The 18,700-nt window shown below is 61.9% G+C and carries 15 protein-coding genes; 13 read left to right on the plus strand and 2 right to left on the minus strand.

Features of this window, described 5'->3' with window-relative positions; all coding sequences use genetic code 11:
• Nucleotides 1-190: 190 nt before the first annotated feature.
• From EJA70_RS09405 to EJA70_RS09435, 7 genes are all read left to right on the plus strand, one after another.
• Nucleotides 191-1,813 (plus strand): glycosyltransferase, encoded by a 1,623-nt coding sequence (locus EJA70_RS09405; protein WP_158830549.1) that lies wholly within the window; start codon nucleotides 191-193, stop codon nucleotides 1,811-1,813.
• Nucleotides 1,807-3,111, plus strand: coding sequence for a glycosyltransferase (locus tag EJA70_RS09410; RefSeq protein WP_158830550.1), 1,305 nt, complete (start codon nucleotides 1,807-1,809; stop codon nucleotides 3,109-3,111). The genes EJA70_RS09405 and EJA70_RS09410 overlap by 7 nt, the downstream gene beginning before the upstream one ends.
• Nucleotides 3,108-3,989, plus strand: a complete 882-nt coding sequence (locus EJA70_RS09415; protein ID WP_158830551.1) for a bifunctional 2-polyprenyl-6-hydroxyphenol methylase/3-demethylubiquinol 3-O-methyltransferase UbiG — start codon at nucleotides 3,108-3,110, stop codon at nucleotides 3,987-3,989. The genes EJA70_RS09410 and EJA70_RS09415 overlap by 4 nt, the downstream gene beginning before the upstream one ends.
• The gene (locus EJA70_RS09420) at nucleotides 3,986-5,140 is read left to right on the plus strand and encodes an acyltransferase (protein ID WP_158830552.1); all 1,155 of its coding nucleotides are present in this window, start codon (nucleotides 3,986-3,988) and stop codon (nucleotides 5,138-5,140) included. The genes EJA70_RS09415 and EJA70_RS09420 overlap by 4 nt, the downstream gene beginning before the upstream one ends.
• Entirely contained in the window at nucleotides 5,134-5,961 is an 828-nt protein-coding gene (locus tag EJA70_RS09425) for a class I SAM-dependent methyltransferase (RefSeq protein ID WP_158830553.1), read from the plus strand. The genes EJA70_RS09420 and EJA70_RS09425 overlap by 7 nt, the downstream gene beginning before the upstream one ends.
• 159 nt (nucleotides 5,962-6,120) lie before the next feature.
• A complete protein-coding gene (locus tag EJA70_RS09430; protein WP_158830554.1) occupies nucleotides 6,121-7,308 on the plus strand; it encodes a DUF3142 domain-containing protein in 1,188 nt (395 codons plus the stop codon).
• Nucleotides 7,295-9,433, plus strand: a complete 2,139-nt coding sequence (locus EJA70_RS09435) for a hypothetical protein (protein ID WP_158830555.1) — start codon at nucleotides 7,295-7,297, stop codon at nucleotides 9,431-9,433. Before EJA70_RS09430 ends, EJA70_RS09435 begins: the two co-directional genes overlap by 14 nt.
• On the opposite strand, the gene EJA70_RS09440 is transcribed toward EJA70_RS09435, so the two are convergent.
• A complete protein-coding gene (locus EJA70_RS09440; RefSeq protein WP_008078892.1) occupies nucleotides 9,430-10,059 on the minus strand; it encodes a LysE family translocator in 630 nt (209 codons plus the stop codon). The genes EJA70_RS09435 and EJA70_RS09440 overlap by 4 nt on opposite strands.
• Nucleotides 10,060-10,203: 144 nt before the next feature.
• Between EJA70_RS09440 and EJA70_RS09445 the strand changes: the two genes are divergently transcribed.
• Entirely contained in the window at nucleotides 10,204-10,677 is a 474-nt protein-coding gene (locus EJA70_RS09445; RefSeq protein WP_053125245.1) for an Lrp/AsnC family transcriptional regulator, read from the plus strand.
• 85 nt (nucleotides 10,678-10,762) lie between these two features.
• Here EJA70_RS09445 and lpdA read toward each other — a convergent pair whose 3' ends face one another.
• Nucleotides 10,763-12,163, minus strand: a complete 1,401-nt coding sequence (gene lpdA / locus EJA70_RS09450) for a dihydrolipoyl dehydrogenase (protein ID WP_158830556.1) — start codon at nucleotides 12,161-12,163, stop codon at nucleotides 10,763-10,765.
• 211 nt (nucleotides 12,164-12,374) lie between these two features.
• On the opposite strand from lpdA, the gene hflK (EJA70_RS09455) reads away from it, so the two are divergent.
• The 5 genes from hflK (EJA70_RS09455) (at nucleotide 12,375) to EJA70_RS09475 (ending at nucleotide 18,685) form a co-directional block, all read left to right on the plus strand.
• A complete protein-coding gene (gene hflK / locus EJA70_RS09455; protein WP_158830557.1) occupies nucleotides 12,375-14,336 on the plus strand; it encodes a protease modulator HflK in 1,962 nt (653 codons plus the stop codon).
• Nucleotides 14,333-15,373 carry a protease modulator HflC gene (gene hflC / locus EJA70_RS09460; protein ID WP_158830558.1) on the plus strand — a complete coding sequence of 347 codons (1,041 nt, stop codon included), beginning with the start codon at nucleotides 14,333-14,335 and terminating at the stop codon, nucleotides 15,371-15,373. Before hflK (EJA70_RS09455) ends, hflC begins: the two co-directional genes overlap by 4 nt.
• Complete coding sequence (hflK, locus tag EJA70_RS09465) at nucleotides 15,370-16,419, plus strand: protease modulator HflK (RefSeq protein WP_158830559.1); 1,050 nt, start codon at nucleotides 15,370-15,372, stop codon at nucleotides 16,417-16,419. Before hflC ends, hflK (EJA70_RS09465) begins: the two co-directional genes overlap by 4 nt.
• Nucleotides 16,416-18,323 (plus strand): heavy metal translocating P-type ATPase, encoded by a 1,908-nt coding sequence (locus tag EJA70_RS09470; protein WP_158830560.1) that lies wholly within the window; start codon nucleotides 16,416-16,418, stop codon nucleotides 18,321-18,323. Before hflK (EJA70_RS09465) ends, EJA70_RS09470 begins: the two co-directional genes overlap by 4 nt.
• 110 nt (nucleotides 18,324-18,433) lie before the next feature.
• Nucleotides 18,434-18,685 (plus strand): hypothetical protein, encoded by a 252-nt coding sequence (locus EJA70_RS09475; protein WP_158830561.1) that lies wholly within the window; start codon nucleotides 18,434-18,436, stop codon nucleotides 18,683-18,685.
• Nucleotides 18,686-18,700: the final 15 nt, after the last annotated feature.

The following is an 18,700-nucleotide window of genomic DNA, read 5'->3' on the forward strand; positions in this document are numbered from 1 at the left end:
TTAGAATGCCCTTCGCCGCCATCCTTCAAAGTTCGCCGGAAGGGTTGCGAGCCGGAGTGAAACCGACCACTAAAACAAGAACGAAGACGTACTCCATGACGAAGGACGATTGCCGGTAATACCGACTCGATCCGACGCTTGGCCGTCATAGCATGAGACTGCCGGGATGGTGGTTTCATCGTGGGATGCCATGAATTTCATTCTTTACTCGGACGTCAACGACCGCTCCATCAGCCAGAGTCTCGGGCGTCCCGAATACAGTTACTACTTCGTACTCAAGGCCTATCGCCCAGTGCTGGAAAGCCTTGGGCGAGTTCACGTGGTGGCGTCGGCGGCTGAAGTCGATCCGCTGTATCGGCAGTTGCAGGAGGCCGGTCAGGACTGTCTCTTTCTGTCGTTCTCACCGCCGCACAAGACCCCGACCGACCTGCAATGCCCGACGGTGTGCGTGATTGCGTGGGAGTACGATTCGATCCCGTCCGAGTGCCACGACGATGATCCGCGCCAAGACTGGAGCCAGACCCTGGCGCGTCATGGTCGGGTCATCACGTTGTCCAGCCACACGGCCGCAGCGATTCGCCGCACGATGGGTGAAGACTTCCCTGTGCTGGTCCTGCCGACACCGTTGTGGGAGGGCTTTGCCGGTGTACGTCAGCAGTACCCGGCCGCCGCTTCGAGCGCGGGGGCGACGTTGCAGATCAAGGGCTGCATCATCGACAGCCGGGCATTGGGGTTGTCTGCTGATGGCCTGATCGCGCCGATTCACAGTGAACAGGAGCTGGAAGTGCGCGGGCTGGCTGAACCGGTTGCCGAACCCGCGACAGCGCCGGCGTTGACCCTGCGACGCCGGGCATTCATCACCAAACATTATCTGCGTGAAGGCTATCGCGCCCTCACGAGCCCGTCCGAGCATGGGCCGCTGTTTTTGCTAAAACACCATGCGCTGTTGTGGTACCGCGAAGCGGTCAGCGACCTGCTGCCCGCCGCGCTGCGCGAGAAATTCGCCGCACGGCGTGCCTCCTCTGCTGCCTCCTTGCCGCTGGCGACCAGCGTCACGGAGGCCCTTGAACAGGCCGAACACCCGCAAGCCGCGCTGCCCGATACCCAGGAACAGGTGCAGATCGACGTCAGTGGCGTGGTCTACGTCAGCGTGTTCAATCCCGAGGACGGGCGCAAGAACTGGCATCACCTGATCACCGCGTTCTGCTGGGCCATGCGCGATGTCGAAGACGCAACGCTGGTGCTGAAAATCACCCAGAACGACCTGTCGAGCTACTACGTTCACCTGATCACGCTGCTCTCGCAACTCTCACCGTTTGCCTGTCGTGTGGTGGTCATGCACGGCTATCTGGAAGACGAAGAATTCGCCCGGTTGTATGGCGCGGCGAGTTTCTACGTCAACGCCTCGCGCTGCGAAGGCTTGTGCCTGCCGTTGATGGAATTCATGTCGTGCGCACGGCCGGTGATTGCGCCGAATCACACGGCGATGGGCGATTACATCGACGAACACGTCGGCTTCATCGTCAAGTCGAGCCGCGAGCCGACGATCTGGCCGGAAGACGTGCGTATTCTCTATCGCACCCTGCGCCATCGCCCCGACTGGGGATCGTTGAAAGCCGCTTATCAGGACAGCTACGCGATGGCCAAGAACCATCCGCAGGCCTATCTGGCCATGGCCGCCGCCGCTGAGCAACGCATGCACGATTACTGCAGCTTTGCCCCGGTGCAGCAGCGCCTGGCGCAATTTCTCGGGTTGACGCCGATGCGTACCGCAGCGCCACAGGCAGCCGAAGCGGGGACCGCCGCATGCTGATCATCATTCATTCGGAAACCAACAAGAGCAATATCCAGCAAAACCTCGGGCGGCCCGAGTACAGCTATTACTTTGTGCTCAAGGAATTTCGCCCGGTACTGGAGCGCATCGGTCAGGTGATAGAAGTCAGTCACCCGGACGAGTTGGTTGATCGTCTGTATTTCGACTGTCAGAGCCGGGGCGAGGCGTGTGTCTACCTGTCGTTCTCGCCGCCTCATCGCACATCGACGCATTACGCCTGTCCGACCATCCCGGTGTTCGCCTGGGAGTTCAGCACCATCCCGACCGAAAGCTGGCAAGGTGAACCGCGCCACGATTGGCGCGTGGTGCTGGCGGCCAGCGGCAGGGCGATCACTCATTCGACGTTCACCGTCAACGCTGTGCGTGCGGTGATGGGCGAGGATTATCCGATCTGCGCCATCCCGGCCCCGGTGTGGGATCGCTTCGCCGCACGCGGTGAACACCTGAGCAAATCCCCGGTGGTCGAGGCCGTGCAGCTGAACCTGCGCGGCCTGTTGATCGACAGTCGCACGACCGACCTGCGCGCCTACGGCCCAGCCGAATTGCGCGAGGGCGTGCCACTCTCGTTCAGTGGTCCGCCGCAGGATTGCACGTTGCAACTCGACGGCGTGGTCTACACCTCGGTGTTCAATCCCTATGACGGGCGCAAGAACTGGCAGGACATGATCAGCGCGTTCTGCACCACGTTCCGCGATACGGCGGACGCGACGCTGGTGCTGAAGCTGACGCACCATGACATCGCCAATGCGCTGAAAGACATGCTCCATCACCTCTACAAAAACCAGGCGTATCAGTGCCGGATCGTGCTCATCCACGGCTATCTGGCCGACCTCGATTACGAACGCCTGGTGGAGGCCACGAGTTACGTGGTCAACAGTTCCTACGGTGAAGGGCAGTGCCTGCCGCTGATGGAATTCATGTCGTGCGGCAAACCGGCGATTGCCCCACTGAACACGGCGATGGCCGACTACATCGACAGCGACTGTGCATTCATTGTCGACTTCACCGAAGAACTCACGGCCTGGCCCCATGACCCACGAGCGGCCTACCGCACTCTGCGTTACATGACCGACTGGGATTCCTTGTGTGCGGCGTATCGCGCCAGTTATGCGGTGGCGAAAAACGATGTCGAGCGCTATGCCGCCATGTCCGCGCGTGCCGTGCATAACCTCGAACGGTTTTGCAGCCAGGCCAGCACCGAGCAGCGTCTGCGGGCGTTTTTCGAAGCGCACCTTGAGCCAGCCAAGACGCTACCTGTGCAAGCGTCGACCGCATGATTCGTCGTTTGCTCGCCCGGTGGTTTGCGCCCCCTCTGCCGACGCCTCTGCCGGCCCCGGAGCCGCCCGCGACGGGGTCGCCGCGCATGGTCGGCCTGCACGATGCGGTGCTCGACGGCTGGTTCTTGAATGCCACCGGTGAATTGCTCAAGGGCTTCGCCATTACGGCTGACGACACCCTGCTCGACGTCGGTTGCGGTGAGGGTGTGGCGACGTTGTTCGCCGTGCGTCAGGGCGCCTCGGTGATCTTCACCGACAGCGAATACGACAAGGTGCGCGAGCTCGCCCGGCAAGTCGAGGCGCAAAGCCAGCAGGCGAATCTCGGGCTGGTCAGCAACAGTCTGCCGTTGCCACTGGCCGCCGGTTGCGCCAGCAAAGTGGTGTGCATGGAAGTGCTCGAGCACATCGCCGAGCCTGAACCGTTCATGGCTGAACTGGTGCGCATGGGCCGCCCCGGTGCGCAGTACCTGCTCAGCGTGCCGGCGCCCATGGGCGAGCATTTGCAGAAAGGCATCGCCCCCGACAGTTATTACCAGGCCCCCAACCATGTGCAGATCTTCACCCCCGAGCGCTTCGCCGCGTTGGTCGAAGACGCCGGGCTGGTGATCGAGCACCGTCAGGCCAGCGGGTTTTTCTGGGTGATGGGCATGATTTTTTTCTGGGCCAGTGAGCGTGCGGCCGGGCGTGATCCGGGCGGCGCGGTGCGCGACCGCATTCAGGCGCCGTATCCACCCTTGATGGAGAGTTGGGCGCGCACCTGGCAAGACTTGCTCACGCAACCCGAGGGCCTGGCCATCAAGCAGACGCTCGACCGCTTCATGCCCAAGAGCCAAGTGATCATCGCCCGCAAACCGCTGGCCACCGGAGACACGCCATGAACGGCAGACGAATCATGGACATCGAAGTCCTGCGCGCCATCGCGGTACTCGGTGTGTTGTTTCATCACCTGCAGGGCAGCCTGTTCACCGATCCGGTGCCTCTGCTGGAAAAAATCCATGCCTGGGCGCAGCCGTGGTGGGGCGTCGATCTGTTTTTCGCGATCTCCGGTTTCGTCATCGCGCGCAGCCTGATTCCAGCGCTGCAAGGTTGCACCAGCCGCCAGGAATACTGGGCGCAGACGCGCAATTTCTGGCTGCGCCGGGTGTTTCGCTTATTGCCGTCGGCCTGGTTATGGCTGGCGCTGATTCTGCTGGCGTGCGTGTTTTTCAATCGCTCCGGAGCGTTCGGAACATTGGCCGCGAACTGGCAGGCGACGTTGGCCGGGGTCCTGCAATACGCCAACTTCCGCTTTGCCGACAGCTTCTTTCATTACGAGTACGGCAGCAGTTTTGTCTACTGGAGCCTGGCGCTGGAGGAGCAGTTCTATCTGTTGTTCCCGCTGCTGATCGTGCTGTGCCGCAAGCACTTGGTGTGGGTGTTGCTGGCGCTGGTCGCGGTGCAGATCTACACCTTGCGCACGCCGTTGCTGATGGTCGTGCGCACCGATGCGCTGGCACTCGGTGTGCTGTTGGCGATGTGGAGCGCGCAGCCGAGTTATCAGCGCTGGCAGCCGACCTTTCTGCGTCGGCCGTGGGCCGGCATCGCGGCGCTGATCGGAATCGGCGCGCTGTTGAGCTTCATGGCCACCGACCGCTTTACCTTCACCAATTACCGCATCGGCTCGATCGCCGTGCTGTGCGCCGTGCTGGTATGGATTGCTTCCTACAACCGTGATTACCTGATGCCGGCCGGCGTGGTCCAGCGTTTGTTGGCGTGGGTGGGCAGTCGTTCCTATGGCATTTATCTGATCCACATTCCCGCTTATCTCACCGTGCGTGAAGTGATTTTCCGCTTGCAGAGCGCCGGCCTGCCGAGCCCGGCCGGGCACCCGATCCTCACGCTGGTGATGGCCGGCGGCCTGATCGTGCTGCTCAGCGAGCTTAATTACCGCCTGATCGAAATGCCCCTGCGCAATCGCGGTGCTGCGTTGGTCAAGCGCCTCGGCACCACCCCAACCGCCGTCCCATCCCCTGGAGCCACCTCATGCTGAGACTGTTGAAGAAACTCACGGCGGCGACGCCCGTGCCGGCGCCGGCAGAACCCGTTGCCCCGGTCGCCGGCAAGGTCGATCCGTACATGCTCGGCCTCTACGATGCCAAGCTCAGCGGCTGGTTCAACCAGGAGACCAACGAGTTGTTCAAAGGCTTTGTGGTGTCGGCCGATGACACCTTGCTCGACGTCGGCTGCGGCGATGGCGGTAACGTGCATTTCTGCGGCATGCGCGGGGCGAAGATCATCATTGCCGATATCGACGGGGCCAAGGTCGAGGCGACCCGCCTGCGCCTGGGCGATACCCCGGCGCGTGACATCGAATGCCACGTCACCGACTGCAATCCGTTGCCGATTGCCGACGCTACGGCCACGCGCGTGGTGTCCACGGAAGTGCTCGAACACGTCGACGATCCCGCGCAGTTTCTCGCGGAGCTGGTGCGTGTCGGCAAACCGGGCGCGTTGTACCTGTTGAGCGTGCCGCACCCAAGCTCCGAAGACCTGCAGAAAGACATCGCCGCGCCCGAGTATTTCCAGAAGCCCAACCACATTCGCGTCATCAGCGAAGAGCAGTTCAAGGCGATGGTCAGCGAGGCCGGGCTGGAGATCATCAGCCACAGCCAGTACGGTTTTTACTGGTCGTTGTGGATGCTGTTGTTCTGGGAAGCCAAGGTCGATTTCAGCAACCCGGATCATCCGCTGCTCAATCACTGGGCCGAGACCTGGCAAGCGGTGCTCGATTCGCCGCGTGGCGCGCAGATCAAGCAGGCGCTGGACGCGGTGGTGGCGAAAAGTCAGGTGATCATCGCGCGCAAGCCCTGAGTTCCGAGTGCCTGTAGGAGTTGTAGAGTGAAACGAGGCTGCGATCTTTTGATTTTGAAGATCAAAAGATCGCAGCCTCGTTTCACTCGACAGCTCCTACAAGTCGCAGAGGATTTTTGTGTAACCTGCGGTCTTTTGTCGGCAGGGATTGGCGATTTGATGCGGTTCGGTTTTTCGATGCTGATCACGGTGTTGTTGCTTGCAGGCTGCGAGCAGCACGATGCACCGGTGCTGGATCAGCAACTGTATGTCTGGCAACGCCAGTGGACGCCCGCCCATGAAACGGCGCTGCGTGACAGTCACAGTGACTTCTCGACGCTGCGCGTGCTGGCGCTGCAAGCCTTTCCCAATGCGGGCTGGCGCCGCGCGCGGGTTGATTCGTCGTTGTTGAAAGCCGATGGGCGCCCCGTGATCGCGGTGGTCCGCCTCGACGGGCAGCTCAAGGCGCTGGATCAGGATCAAGTCACTGCGCAGATTCTTCAGGTGCTCGCCGATTGGCAGGCGCAAGGCCTGACGCCGAGCGGCGTCGAGATCGACCACGACGCCGGTAATGCGCGATTGCCGGCCTACAGCGAGTTTCTTCAGCATCTGCGGGCGGCATTGCCGAGTTCGCTGCCACTGAGCATCACCGCGTTGCCGGCGTGGCTGTCCAGCGCGCAACTGCCAACCCTTCTGCACACCGTCGACAGCAGCGTGCTGCAAGTGCACGCCGTCAGCGATCCACGCCACGGTCTGTTTGATCCTGAGCAGGCGCTGAAGTGGAGCAAGGCCTGGGCGCGCGTCAGCGACAAGCCGTTTTATCTGGCGCTGCCGGCCTATGGCGTGGCGCTGTTGCCGGATGACGGCGGCGCGCCGCTGGTGGAAAGCGAAGTGCAGCTTGAGCGAGCCGGTGAACGTCGCGAACTGCTCGCCGATCCGTTGGCATTGAGCCAACTCGGCAAGGTTTTGCGTGAAGACCCGCCGGCGCATCTGGCCGGGCTGATCTGGTTTCGCTTGCCGCTGGCCAACGATCGCCGCGCCTGGAGCCTGACCACCCTGCGCGCGGTCGCGCGTGGTGATCAACTGGTCAGTCAGCTCGGCCTGACGTTCAGCGAGCACCACGGCCTCTACGACATCAGCCTCGACAACCGCGGCAATCTCGACAGCGCCTGGCCGGCGCGGATAACGCTCAAGGCGCGAGGCTGTGAAGGCGCCGATGCGCTCGCCGGATATGCATTGCAACAGAGCGCCGATCTGCTTACCTTCACCCGCCTGCGCGACGGCCGATTGCCGGCGGGCGGGCAGCGCGCCATCGGTTGGGCGCGTTGCGCGACTATTGATCAAGGAGGTTCGCATGTTGACCCGTAACTGGCCCCGCCATCTGCTCTGCCTGAGCCTCAGCCTGCCGCTGGGTTCCGCGCTGGCCTGTGGCCCGGATTTTCCCAATCGTCTGCTCGACGATCGCGGACAGACCCTGGCCAATCTGCCGGCGGGCAACTTCAAGTTCGAGATCAGCCGCCTCGGCCAAACGATCACCGGGCTTAAGAATGTCACCGCAGCGACCCACGATCCCGACGATATGTACGGTGACGACAGTGCGCCAACCCAGGCCCGCGACAACGCCGAACAGCTCGGATTGAGCAACGAGCAGGCCGCGCTGGTCGCGCAACTGCGTGGCCTGACCGATGCGCGTCAGGTTGCAGAGCAGGGCGCCAGTCTGCCGCCTGAAATTCGTCTGTACGTGGCGGGCGCGGTGGCGTTTGCCACGGGCGAACATGCGCTGGCGGTCGAGTATTTCAACAAGCTGTTGGCGCTGCCGGCTGATCAGCGGCCGTTGCGCAGCACCTGGGCGGCCTATTCCCTGGGGCGTACCTGGTTTGCCATGAGCAGTGAAGCCGACGACGCCGTCGCAGCCTTGGAGCAATCGCGCGCAGCGTTTCGCCAGGCGCGGCAAATGAGCATCGATGGTTTCAGTGATCCGCTGGAGCTGGGCGTGGCCAGCCTTGGCGAAGAGGCGCGGGTATTGCGCACTGCCGGCGACTGGAGCGGCGCCATTGAACTGTATGAGGCGCAAAACCTGCACGGTTCGGCCGTGGGGTACACGTCGTTGAAGCAACTGACGAATGAGCTGGCCGAGTTGCCCGAGGCTGAGCTGGCGAAGCTGCTGGAGCGTAAGCCGGTGCAACAACTGGTCACCGCATCGTTGGTCAGCCGAATGGGCTGGTCGTTTGGCGAGCAGCCGCCGAACGAGAAAAAACTCATTACGCTGCTGCAGCAGAGCACGCGCGGCACGCTGGAAAACGCCGATCGGCTGGCGGCGATGAATTATCAACAGGGTGATTACGCCAGCGCCAGGGCCTTCCTCGAGAATGCCGGCGATGGCGGGCTGGCCTGGTGGTTGCGGGCCAAACTGGCGGTGCGCGATGGCGATAAAAATGCCGCTGCCGCCGCTTACGCCAAAGCTGCGCAGGCGTTTCCGCAAAGTGAATCGTGGGGTTACCAGCTCACGGCAGACTGGGCGTTTGAAACCGTGCAACCGAAATGCCGGGTCGAGGGCGAAAGCGCGATTCTGGCGTTGCAACGCGGCGAATACCTGCAAGCCTTTGTGCAGTTGTATCGCAGCAACAACAACTATTGGTTCGATGCCGCCGCCGTCGCCGAGCGGGTGCTAACGGTCGAAGAGCTCAAGCAGTACGTCGATGAGAACGTCCCGGCCCCGGCAGCGCCGATTGACGATGGGCGAGCCGACGCCGAGCAACTGCACATAGCCGAAAACTTGCGCTATCTGCTGGCCCGGCGCTTGTTGCGTGAAGGCCATTACGCCGAAGCCGTCGACTATTTCGCCAACAGCACGATGCAGGAAGAAGCCAGGTATTACGGTGAGCAGCGTCTGGCGGCAGAAAGCAGCTGGTGGCCGACGAAACGTGCCACCGCACTGTTCAATGCCGCTGTGGTTGCGCGTGAGTCAGGCTTCGAAATTCTCGGTTATGAGATGGCGCCGGACTACGTGTCGTTTGGCGGCTTCTACCAGCTCGGCAACAAGGAGCTGGTCGCCGGGCCGCTGGTCAGCGAAGACGAAGTGCAACGGCAGAAAGCCAGTGAAGCCCTGACGCAGCATCGTTTCCACTACCGTTTCGTTGCGACCAAGTTGGCCAATCGTGCTGCCGATAACCTGCCGCACACCAGCCAGGCGTTTGCTGCGGTGCTGTGCAAAGCCGTCAGCTTCAACAGCAGCGTGGAAGAGCAGAAAGCCCTGTATCAGCGTTACGTCAAGGAAGGCCCGTACGTGCAGTGGGCGGAGGATTTCGGCCGACAGTGCCCGAGCCCGGACTTCGCTAACGCCGACAAACGCTACGTCACCCAAGTGACCGATGCCGTGCGCGCGACGCTGCGACCGTACAAATGGCCGGTGCAGATCGGCGCCGCTGTGTTGCTCATCGGTGTCGCGCTGGCGCTGTTCATGCGTCGCCGGCGCAAGGCCGGCAAGGGCTAAGCCTGCTGGACGAAAGTCAGCCGCAGCGCAAAGCCGATCAACAGGCTGCCAAACAGCCATTGTTGAACGCGTTGCGCCGTTGGACTGTGTTGCAGCCAACGGCCCAGTGCAGCGCCGGTCAGGGCGTAGGCGCTGTCGAACAGCAGGCCAACGCCAACCAGCAGCAGGCCGAGCACGGCGAACTGGTTGAGGACCTGCGCGCCGTCATTGACGATGAACTGCGGCAGCAGCACCGAGCAGAACAGCAGCGCCTTGGGGTTGAGCAGGTTGGTCAGCAACCCCCGGCGAATCGCCTCGCGCCATTGTCCGGGTGTCGCGGTGAGGGCGCCGGTGGCCAGGTCTGGCACCAACGAGCTGCGCAGGCATTGAACGCCGATCCACAGCAGATACGCCGCGCCCGCCAGCCGCACCACATCAAACGTCCACGGTGCCGCCTTGAACAGCGCCGCCAGCCCCAGCGCGGCCAATGCGACATGGCAGCCCCGAGCGATTGCCAAACCGATCGCCGTGGCCAGCGCCGCGCCGCGACCCTGCCGTGCGCCGGTTTGCAGAAGCAGGATCATGTCCGGGCCGGGCAACAGATAGACCACCGCCAAGGCGAGGAAAAACAGCCAGAGATTTGCCACGTCAGCGTCCTTTCGTTGTCGATTCGGTGACGTCAGTCTAGGGCTGGAGGGCGGGGCAGGTGCTTGCGTAGTCAGCTTCAAAATCACCTTGTTTTGGCATAACCTGCTGGTTTTCAGCGCTGAAACTCTGTGGATCTGCCAAACATGAAACTCGACGCTTTCGACCGCAAGATTCTCGCGGCCCTGCAACGTGACGGACGCCTCAGCAACGTTGAGCTGGCCGATGAAATCGGTCTGTCGGCATCGCCGTGTCTGCGCCGGGTGCGGATGCTGGAGGAGGCCGGGGTGATCCGCGGCTATCAGGCCAATCTTGATCGCGACGAAGTGGGGTTGGGGCTGACGGTGTTTGTCGGGGTCAAGGTCGAGCGCCACAACGACGAACAGGCCGAGGCGTTTTACGCGGCGGTGACGGCGTTGCCGGAAGTGATCTCGGCATTTCTGGTCTCGGGGGAATCGGATTTTCTGTTGCAGGTGGTGGTGCCGGATTTGCGCGCGTACGACCGCTTTCTCAGTGGTTGCCTGCTGAAACTGCCGGGGGTGAGTGACATTCGCAGCAACTTCGCGATTCACACGGTGAAAACGCCGGGGGCGTTGCCGCTTGGGCATCTGCCTGCCTGACAAGCAAAGATCGCAGCCTTCGGCAGCTCCTACATGAAATGCGTACCCCTGTAGGAGCTGCCGAAGGCTGCGATCTTTTGATCTTCTACATCTGCGTCGCCATCCCCTCGACATTCATCGCCGCCTGGCGCAACGCCTCCGACCGCGTCGGGTGCGGATGGCACGTCAATGCAATGTCCTCAGCCGAGGCACTGAACTCCATCGCCACACAAAACTCGCCAATCATCTCACTCACGCTCGGCCCCACAAGATGCACCCCGAGCACTTCATCCGTGCGCTCATCGGCGAGGACTTTGGCGAACCCCTCGGTCTCGTGGTTGATCTTCGCCCGGCTGTTGGCGGTGAACGGAAACTTACCGACCTTGTAGGCGCGGCCTTCGGCCTTGAGCTGCTCTTCGGTCTTGCCGACGCTGGCCAGCTCCGGTCTGGTGTAGATGACGTTAGGGATCAAGGCGTAATTGACCTCGCCGGCCTTGCCGTGGATCTGCTCGACGCAGGCCATCGCTTCATCTTCAGCCTTGTGCGCGAGCATCGGCCCGGACGTCACGTCGCCGATCACCCAAACGCCAGCAGCTTCGGTGCGATGCTGTTTATTGGCGAGCATGCCGCGCTTGTCGGTGCTCAGGCCGACGTTTTCCAGACCGAGGCCTTGGGTGTACGGACGGCGCCCAATCGCCACCAGCACGTAATCGGCTTCGAGCAGTTCAGCCGTGCCACCCGCCGCAGGCTCGACGCTCAGTTGCACACCGCTGGCAGAAGACGTGGCGCTGGTGACTTTCGAACTCAACTTGAAGGCGATGCCCTGTTTGCTCAGCGAGCGTTGCAGGGTTTTGCCGGCCTCGCCATCAACACCGGGACAGATGCGGTCGAGGTATTCGACCACGGTCACCTGCGCGCCGAGTCGCCGCCACACCGAACCCAATTCCAGACCGATCACGCCGGCACCGATGACCACCAGATGCTTGGGCACTTCGCTCAGCGACAGCGCGCCGGTTGAATCCAGAATGCGTTGGTTGTCGATCTCGACGCCGGGCAGGGGAGTGGGCTCGGAGCCGGTGGCGATGATGATGTCCTTGGCGCTCAGCTCGACCTTGTTGCCCTGATCGTCAGTCACGGTGACCTTGCCCGGCCCATCGATGTGGCCCCAGCCCTTGATCCAGTCGACCTTGTTCTTGCGAAAGAGAAACTCGATGCCTTTGGTCAGGCCGGTCACGCTCTCGTCTTTCTGTTTCATCATTTGCGCGAGGTTCAGCGTCGGTTTGACTTCGATGCCGAGGTTGGCGAATTCCGCACCCATGGCCGCGTCGTACAACTCCGAGGCATGCAACAGGGCTTTGGACGGCATGCAACCAACGTTCAGGCACGTACCGCCGAGGGTCGCCCGACCTTCGACGCAAGCAGCCTTGAGGCCCAACTGCCCGGCGCGGATCGCCGCGTTATAACCGCCGGGGCCGCCGCCCAGAATCACTACGTCATAGTTGCTCATGCGCTTGCTCCTGATGAATGGATGCGGATCGCTAAAAGTAGCTGTCGGTAAAAATTACGAACGTAATATGTGCGTTTGCCGACATTTCGGTCAAGGCTTCAGGCAAGCGACAGGTTGGGCGTCTTTGAATAAAGGTAATTGTGTACGAATATTTCACGCTTTTCGTTATATCGTAACGATATGAACCGCGAGCCAATGATTTTGGGGTGATATGCAAGTTGATCTGGAGGTGGATGGCACGCAAGTGACCGGACTGCCGCGTTTTCAGCAGGCGGCCACGCAGGGCAGACGACTGCGGCGTTGGGCGTTGGGCCTTGGCGGATTGGCCGGGGCGGGCTGGGTGTCGGCGTTTTTCGTAGGGTTGTTTGCACCGCAATCATTGTGGCTGCCGCTGCTGGTCAATCAGAGCGCGGCATTACTGGTGCTGGTCGCCGGGCTGCAATCGGCGTGGTGGGTGACGCAATGGCGCGCGCGGGTGATCAATCCTGTTGTGCTGACGCCGACTGCCGACGATGAAGCGATTGCGCCAGAAGGTTGGTACGAGCGCCTGCTGGATCGCCTCAGTCAGCGCGGTTTGCATGTGCTTGGCCAGATCGGTGCAGCGACGCTGTGGTTGGGCGGTTGGGCGTTGCTGGTGGCGATGAGCATCGAACAGGTGTGGAACCTGACGTTGCCCGCCGCTGCCGTTGAAGTGTCCGCCTCCGTCGGTGCGGCGTTGGCGTTGCTGCTGGCGTTCGGCTTGCTGGTGCTGGAGCGACAACTCGCTCAGGAAAATCCAGCGCAATGGCCAGAAGCAGGAGCACTGGCGCAATTGGCGCGCGTGGCGATCATCAGCCTGGTGCTCGGCGCGCTGTGCTTATTGTTCGCTGGCGAGAACGCGGTTTGGCCAGTTCGAGTGGCGGTACTCATCGGCATCTTGCCGGGATTGGTCGCGATCGAGCTGCTATTGCGCGCCGTACTCTCGGTCTTCAGCCCACGCCGCGAACAGCTGGAACCGACGCTATTGGCGCGCAGTTTCGTCGCCGACATGCTGCGTTGGCCGCCGCAACCGTTGCTCGCGTTGCAGCATGAATTGCACAACCGCTTTGGCATCGATTTGCGTCAAATCTGGGCATTCAGTTACATGCGCCGAGCGTTTTTGCCGGTCCTGGCACTGGTCGCTGCGGTGGGCTGGTTGCTCACCGGCATCCATGAAATCCCCCTGCAAGGTCGGGGCATTTATGAACGCTTCGGCAAACCGGTGCAGGTGTTCGGCCCCGGTTTGCACACCGGTTTGCCGTGGCCGCTGGGTCGCGTGTTGATCGTCGAAAACGGCGTGGTGCATGAGTTGGCAACCAGCGTCGGCGAAAACCCGGCGCCACTGCAAGCCGATCCCGCTGAAGGCCCGGCACCGATGACGGCCAACCGTTTGTGGGACGCCAGTCACGTCAACGACAAGTCGCAAGTCATCGCCAGCAGCCGTGGCGACCAGCAGAGCTTTCAAATCGTCAACATGGACGTACGTTTCGTCTATCGCATCGGCCTTACTGATCAGGCGGCGCTGGCCGCGACTTACAACAGCGCTGATGTACCCACACTGATCCGTAGCACCGCCAGCCGGATTCTGGTGCACGACTTTGCCTCGCGCACGCTCGACGGTTTGCTCGGCGAAGATCGGGTAGGGCTGGGCGAAGAGATTGGTCGCGCGGTGCAAAGCGACCTGCAACAACTCAACAGTGGTGTCGAGATTCTCGCCACGGTGGTCGAAGCCATTCACCCGCCGGCCGGTGCCGCCAATGCTTATCACGCGGTGCAAGCGGCGCAGATCGGTGCGCAGGCGTTGATCTCCCGCGAGCGTGGCGCAGCGGCCGAAGCGAGTAATCAGGCGCAATTGCAGGCCAGCCTCGCTCGCGATCAGGCCAGCGCCAACGCCCGCGAAACCAGTGCCACGGCGCAGGCGGCGGATCTGAAATTCAGCGCCGAACAAAAAGCCTACGCCAGTGCCGGCCAGGCCTTTGTGCTGGAGCAATATCTCGCGCAGCTCAGCCAAGGTCTGAGCAAAGCCCAATTGCTGGTACTCGATCATCGCCTCGGCGGCAGCAGCAATGCGCCGACCATCGACCTGCGGACCTTCACGCTGCCGGCTGACCCGACGCCCGCGCGTACCAACGCTCAACCAGGAGTCGCCCATTGAGCCAGTCGCACACTCACGAACCGCATGATCACAGCGGCCACGATCACGGCCACGGCGGACATCACCATCATCATGGGCATCACCACCACGGTGCGCCGGAAGAGGCGGGGCCTTTCCCGTGGCGGCGCATGGGCTGGGCGGCGTTGCTGGTAGCGTTCGCCATTGCCGCGGCGAGCCTGGTGCAAGTACGCTCCGGTGAAGCCACGGTCATCACGCGATTCGGTAATCCGTCGCGGGTATTGCTTGATACGGGGTTGAGTTGGCGCTGGCCGGCGCCATTCGAAGCGGCGATTCCGGTGGATTTGCGTCTGCGTACTACCTCCAGCGGCTTGCAGGATGTCGGTACCCGCGACGGTTTGCGCATCATTGTGCAAGCCTACGTAGCGTGGCAGGTGCAGGGCGACCCGGACAATGTGCAGCGCTTCATGCGCGCAGTACAGAACCAGCCGGAAGAAGCGGCGCGGCAGATTCGTACCTTCGTTGGCTCGGCGCTGGAAACCACCGCGAGCAGTTTCGACCTGGCGAATCTGGTGAACACCGATGCCAGCCAAGTGCACATCGCTGAATTCGAAGCGCAGTTGCGTCAGCAGATCGATCAGCAATTACTCGCGACTTATGGCGTGCGTGTCGTGCAAGTCGGCATCGAGCGTTTGACCTTGCCGTCGGTGACGCTGACTGCCACGGTCGATCGCATGCGCGCCGAGCGTGAAACCATTGCCACCGAACGTACGGCGATCGGCAAACGCGAAGCGGCGCAAATCCGTTCCGCTGCCGAACGCGATGCGCGAATTGTCCAGGCTGACGCTACGGTGAAAGCCGCAGAAATCGAAGCACAATCTCGCGTCGAAGCCGCGCAGATTTACGGCCGTGCCTACGCCAGTTCGCCGCAGCTGTACAACTTGCTGCGTTCTCTGGATACCCTCGGCAGCATTGTCACGCCGGATACCAAACTGATTCTGCGCACCGACGCCGCGCCATTCCGCGTGCTGGTCGATGGCCCGCCGACACTCGATAGCAAATCCGGATCGCAGCCATGATTGAAGAAGTTCCACGTGGAACACATTCGCTGAACAGTCCGTGGATTCAGGCCGGGCGTTTGGCATTTTTCGCCCTGTACGCGGTAACCGTGTTGGCCGCATTGGCGTGGGTATTTTCCAATGTGCGGCAGATCGATCCGCAGAACCGCGCGGTGGTTTTGCACTTTGGTGCACTGGATCGCGTACAAAACGCCGGTCTGTTATTGGCTTGGCCACAGCCCTTCGAACAGGTGATTTTGTTGCCCGCAGCGGATCGAGTCATCGAACGCCGAGTGGAAAACCTGTTGCGCAGCGATGAGGCGTTGAAGGCTGATCGCGTCGCGTCCTTTGCCACTCCGCTGAGCGATGCGCTGGCTGGGTCTGGTTATTTATTGACCGGTGACGCTGGCGTGGTGCAACTGGATGTGCGGGTGTTTTACAAAGTCACTGACCCTTACGACTTCGTCTTGCAGGCCGATCATGTGCTGCCGGCACTGGATCGATTGGTCACCCGCAGCGCCGTGGCGCTGACTGCCGCGAGGGATCTCGACACCATTCTGGTCGCTCGCCCGGAATTGATCGGCGCCGACAATCAAGCGGCCGAACGCCGTGAACGGCTGCGCGGCGATCTGGTGCAAGGCATCAATAAACGCCTCGCCGAGTTGAAGGCGAGCGGGCAGGGCATCGGCATCGAAGTGGCGCGGGTCGATGTGCAATCGAGTCTGCCCGATCCGGCAGTCAGCGCGTTCAACGCCGTGCTGACCGCCAGTCAGCAAGCCGATAAGGCCGTAGCCAATGCGCGCACCGACGCCGAGAAACTCACCCAGACCGCCAACGAGCAAGCCGACCGCACACTGCAGGTGGCTCACGCGCAAGCCGGAGAGCGCTTGGCCAAAGCCTCGGCCGACACCGCCACGGTGTCGAGTCTGGCCAGCAGCACCGACCCGCAAATGCTCTTGCGCCTGTACCGCGAACGCATGCCGAAGATTCTCGGCCAGGCCGGATCGGTGACCACGGTCGATCCGAAAGACGATTCCCGCCTGATCATTCAGGGAGCCAGTAAATGACTGCGACGACCACCGCACCGAGCCTGTTGTCCTCGGCCGAACAACGCCGCGCCGCCCGGCAACTGACCCTCGCCATGCTCGCGTTGGGACTGCTTGGACTGGGTTTGATCTGGCGTTGGCTGGTGCCGGAGCAAACCGGTGTCAGCCAATTGCTGCTGGGTTTTGCTTCTTTATTAGTCGCCGTGCCGGTAATGCGCTCGGCGTGGTACAGCCTGCGATATCCGAGTCTGCACGGCATCACCGATCAACTGATTGCCTTGGCCATGCTCGGCGCGTGGGCGACGGGCGATCTGCTCACGGCGGCGTTGCTGCCGATCATCATGATCTTCGGCCACGTGCTGGAGGAGCGCAGCGTCATCGGTTCGCAGGAAGCGATTCATGCGCTCGGCCAACTGACCCGCAGCCACGCACGCAAGGTTCAGGCTGATGGTTCGATCATCGAAGTGGACAACGGCACACTGAAGTCCGGCGATTGCGTCGAGGTGCGCGCGGGTGACCGAGTACCGGCGGACGGCCGGGTGTTGTCGGGTCAGGCCAGCCTCGACACCGCTTCGATTACCGGTGAGTCAGTGCCAGTGGAGGCGGGCGTCGGCATGACGGTGTTCGGCGGTGCGATCAACCTTGATGGACTGCTGCGTATTGAAGTTACCCGCACCGGCGATGAGTCGACCCTGGGCAAAGTCATCGCACTGATGCAAAACGCCGAGCGCTCGAAACCACCGATCACTCGTTTGCTCGAGCGTTACGCCGGCAGCTACATGGTGTTGGTGTTGCTGCTGGCGGCGGTGACCTGGTTTGTCACCAACGATGCGCAAGCCATGCTCGCGGTGTTGGTGGCGGCATGTCCGTGTGCGTTGGTGTTGTCTGCACCGGCGACGGCGATTGCCGGTGTGGCCGTGGCGGCGCGGCACGGGATTCTGATCCGCAGTTCGGCGTTCCTTGAAGAGCTGGCTGACCTCACGTCGCTGGTCGTCGACAAGACCGGCACGCTGACTTACGGCACGTTGCGTTTGCAATCGATCGACAGTTCTCAAGCAGACACATCCACCGTAACCGCACTGGCTGCCAGTCTCGGAGCGGCGAGCAGTCATCCGGTGAGTCGAGCGTTGGCGGGGTTGGTCAGCCAGGAACAGTCGGTGGCTCTGTGTGATATTCACGAACGCCAAGGTCTTGGTGTGGTTGCCATGACTGCGCAGGGTGAAGCGGCACTGGGCCGACCGGAACTGTTCGCGCAACTAGGCATCAGCACTACGACCGTGCCCGAACACGACGGCCCGATTGCCGGGTTGTCCTTGAACGGTGAATTCCTCGCGTGGTTGTTGCTGGCTGACAGCGTCAAACCGGAGGCGCGTTTTGCCCTCAGCGAATTGCGCGAATTGGGCTTGGGTCGGCAACTGTTGCTGACCGGTGATCGGCAGAGTGTCGCCTTGTCTTTGGCCAAGGATGTCGGGTTGCAAGAGGTCGAAGCTCAAGCGTTGCCAGAGGACAAACTCAATCGCGTGCTCAAGGAAATCGACAACGGTTTCCGGCCGATGGTGGTCGGTGACGGCATCAACGATTCGCTGGCACTCAAGGCCGGTGTGGTTGGTGTGGCGATGGGCGCCGGCGGTGCTGATATCGCGTTGGCCTCTGCGGATATCGTCTTGATCGGCAGTGACCTGCGCCGGCTCGGAACCTGCGTTCGGCTCAGTCGACAGTGCCGGAGGACGTTGCAGGTCAACGTCATCATCGGTCTGGGCTGGACGCTGGCCATCGTCGTGTTTGCGGCATTTGGCTGGCTCGGTGCTGCCGGAGCGATGATTGCCGCGTTGCTGCACAATCTCAGCACGCTCCTGGTGCTGGGCAATGCCGGGCGATTGCTGCGCTTTCAGGAACCGCTGCTCAAGCTCAAGGAAGACCTCTGAAAATATTTTTCGACCCGGTGTAACGCCGTCGGGGCTGCTCTCTCTAGTGCTATGTCGGGACTGAACAACCTTCCAGCCGACACCCCTGACGATGACCGAGGATAAGAAAAATGACTATCAAGACTGCTGCTGCCGGTGCCGCCCTTGCTTTGGCCGCCGCCACGATGTTCGCCGGTGTTGCCACCAACGCGATGGCTGCCGATGCCAACGTTCACTGTTATGGCGTGAATGCCTGCAAAGGCCAGAACGACTGCAAGACCAAAGATCACGCCTGCAAAGGTCTGGGCACCTGCAAAGGCATGGGCTTCAAGGCCATGACTCAAGCGGCTTGCGAAAAAGCCGGTGGCAAGGTCGGCGAATAACTGACCGGCAAGTCC

Source organism: Pseudomonas sp. PB103 (assembly GCF_009764635.1).
In the GTDB taxonomy this organism is placed as follows: Bacteria; Pseudomonadota; Gammaproteobacteria; order Pseudomonadales; family Pseudomonadaceae; genus Aquipseudomonas.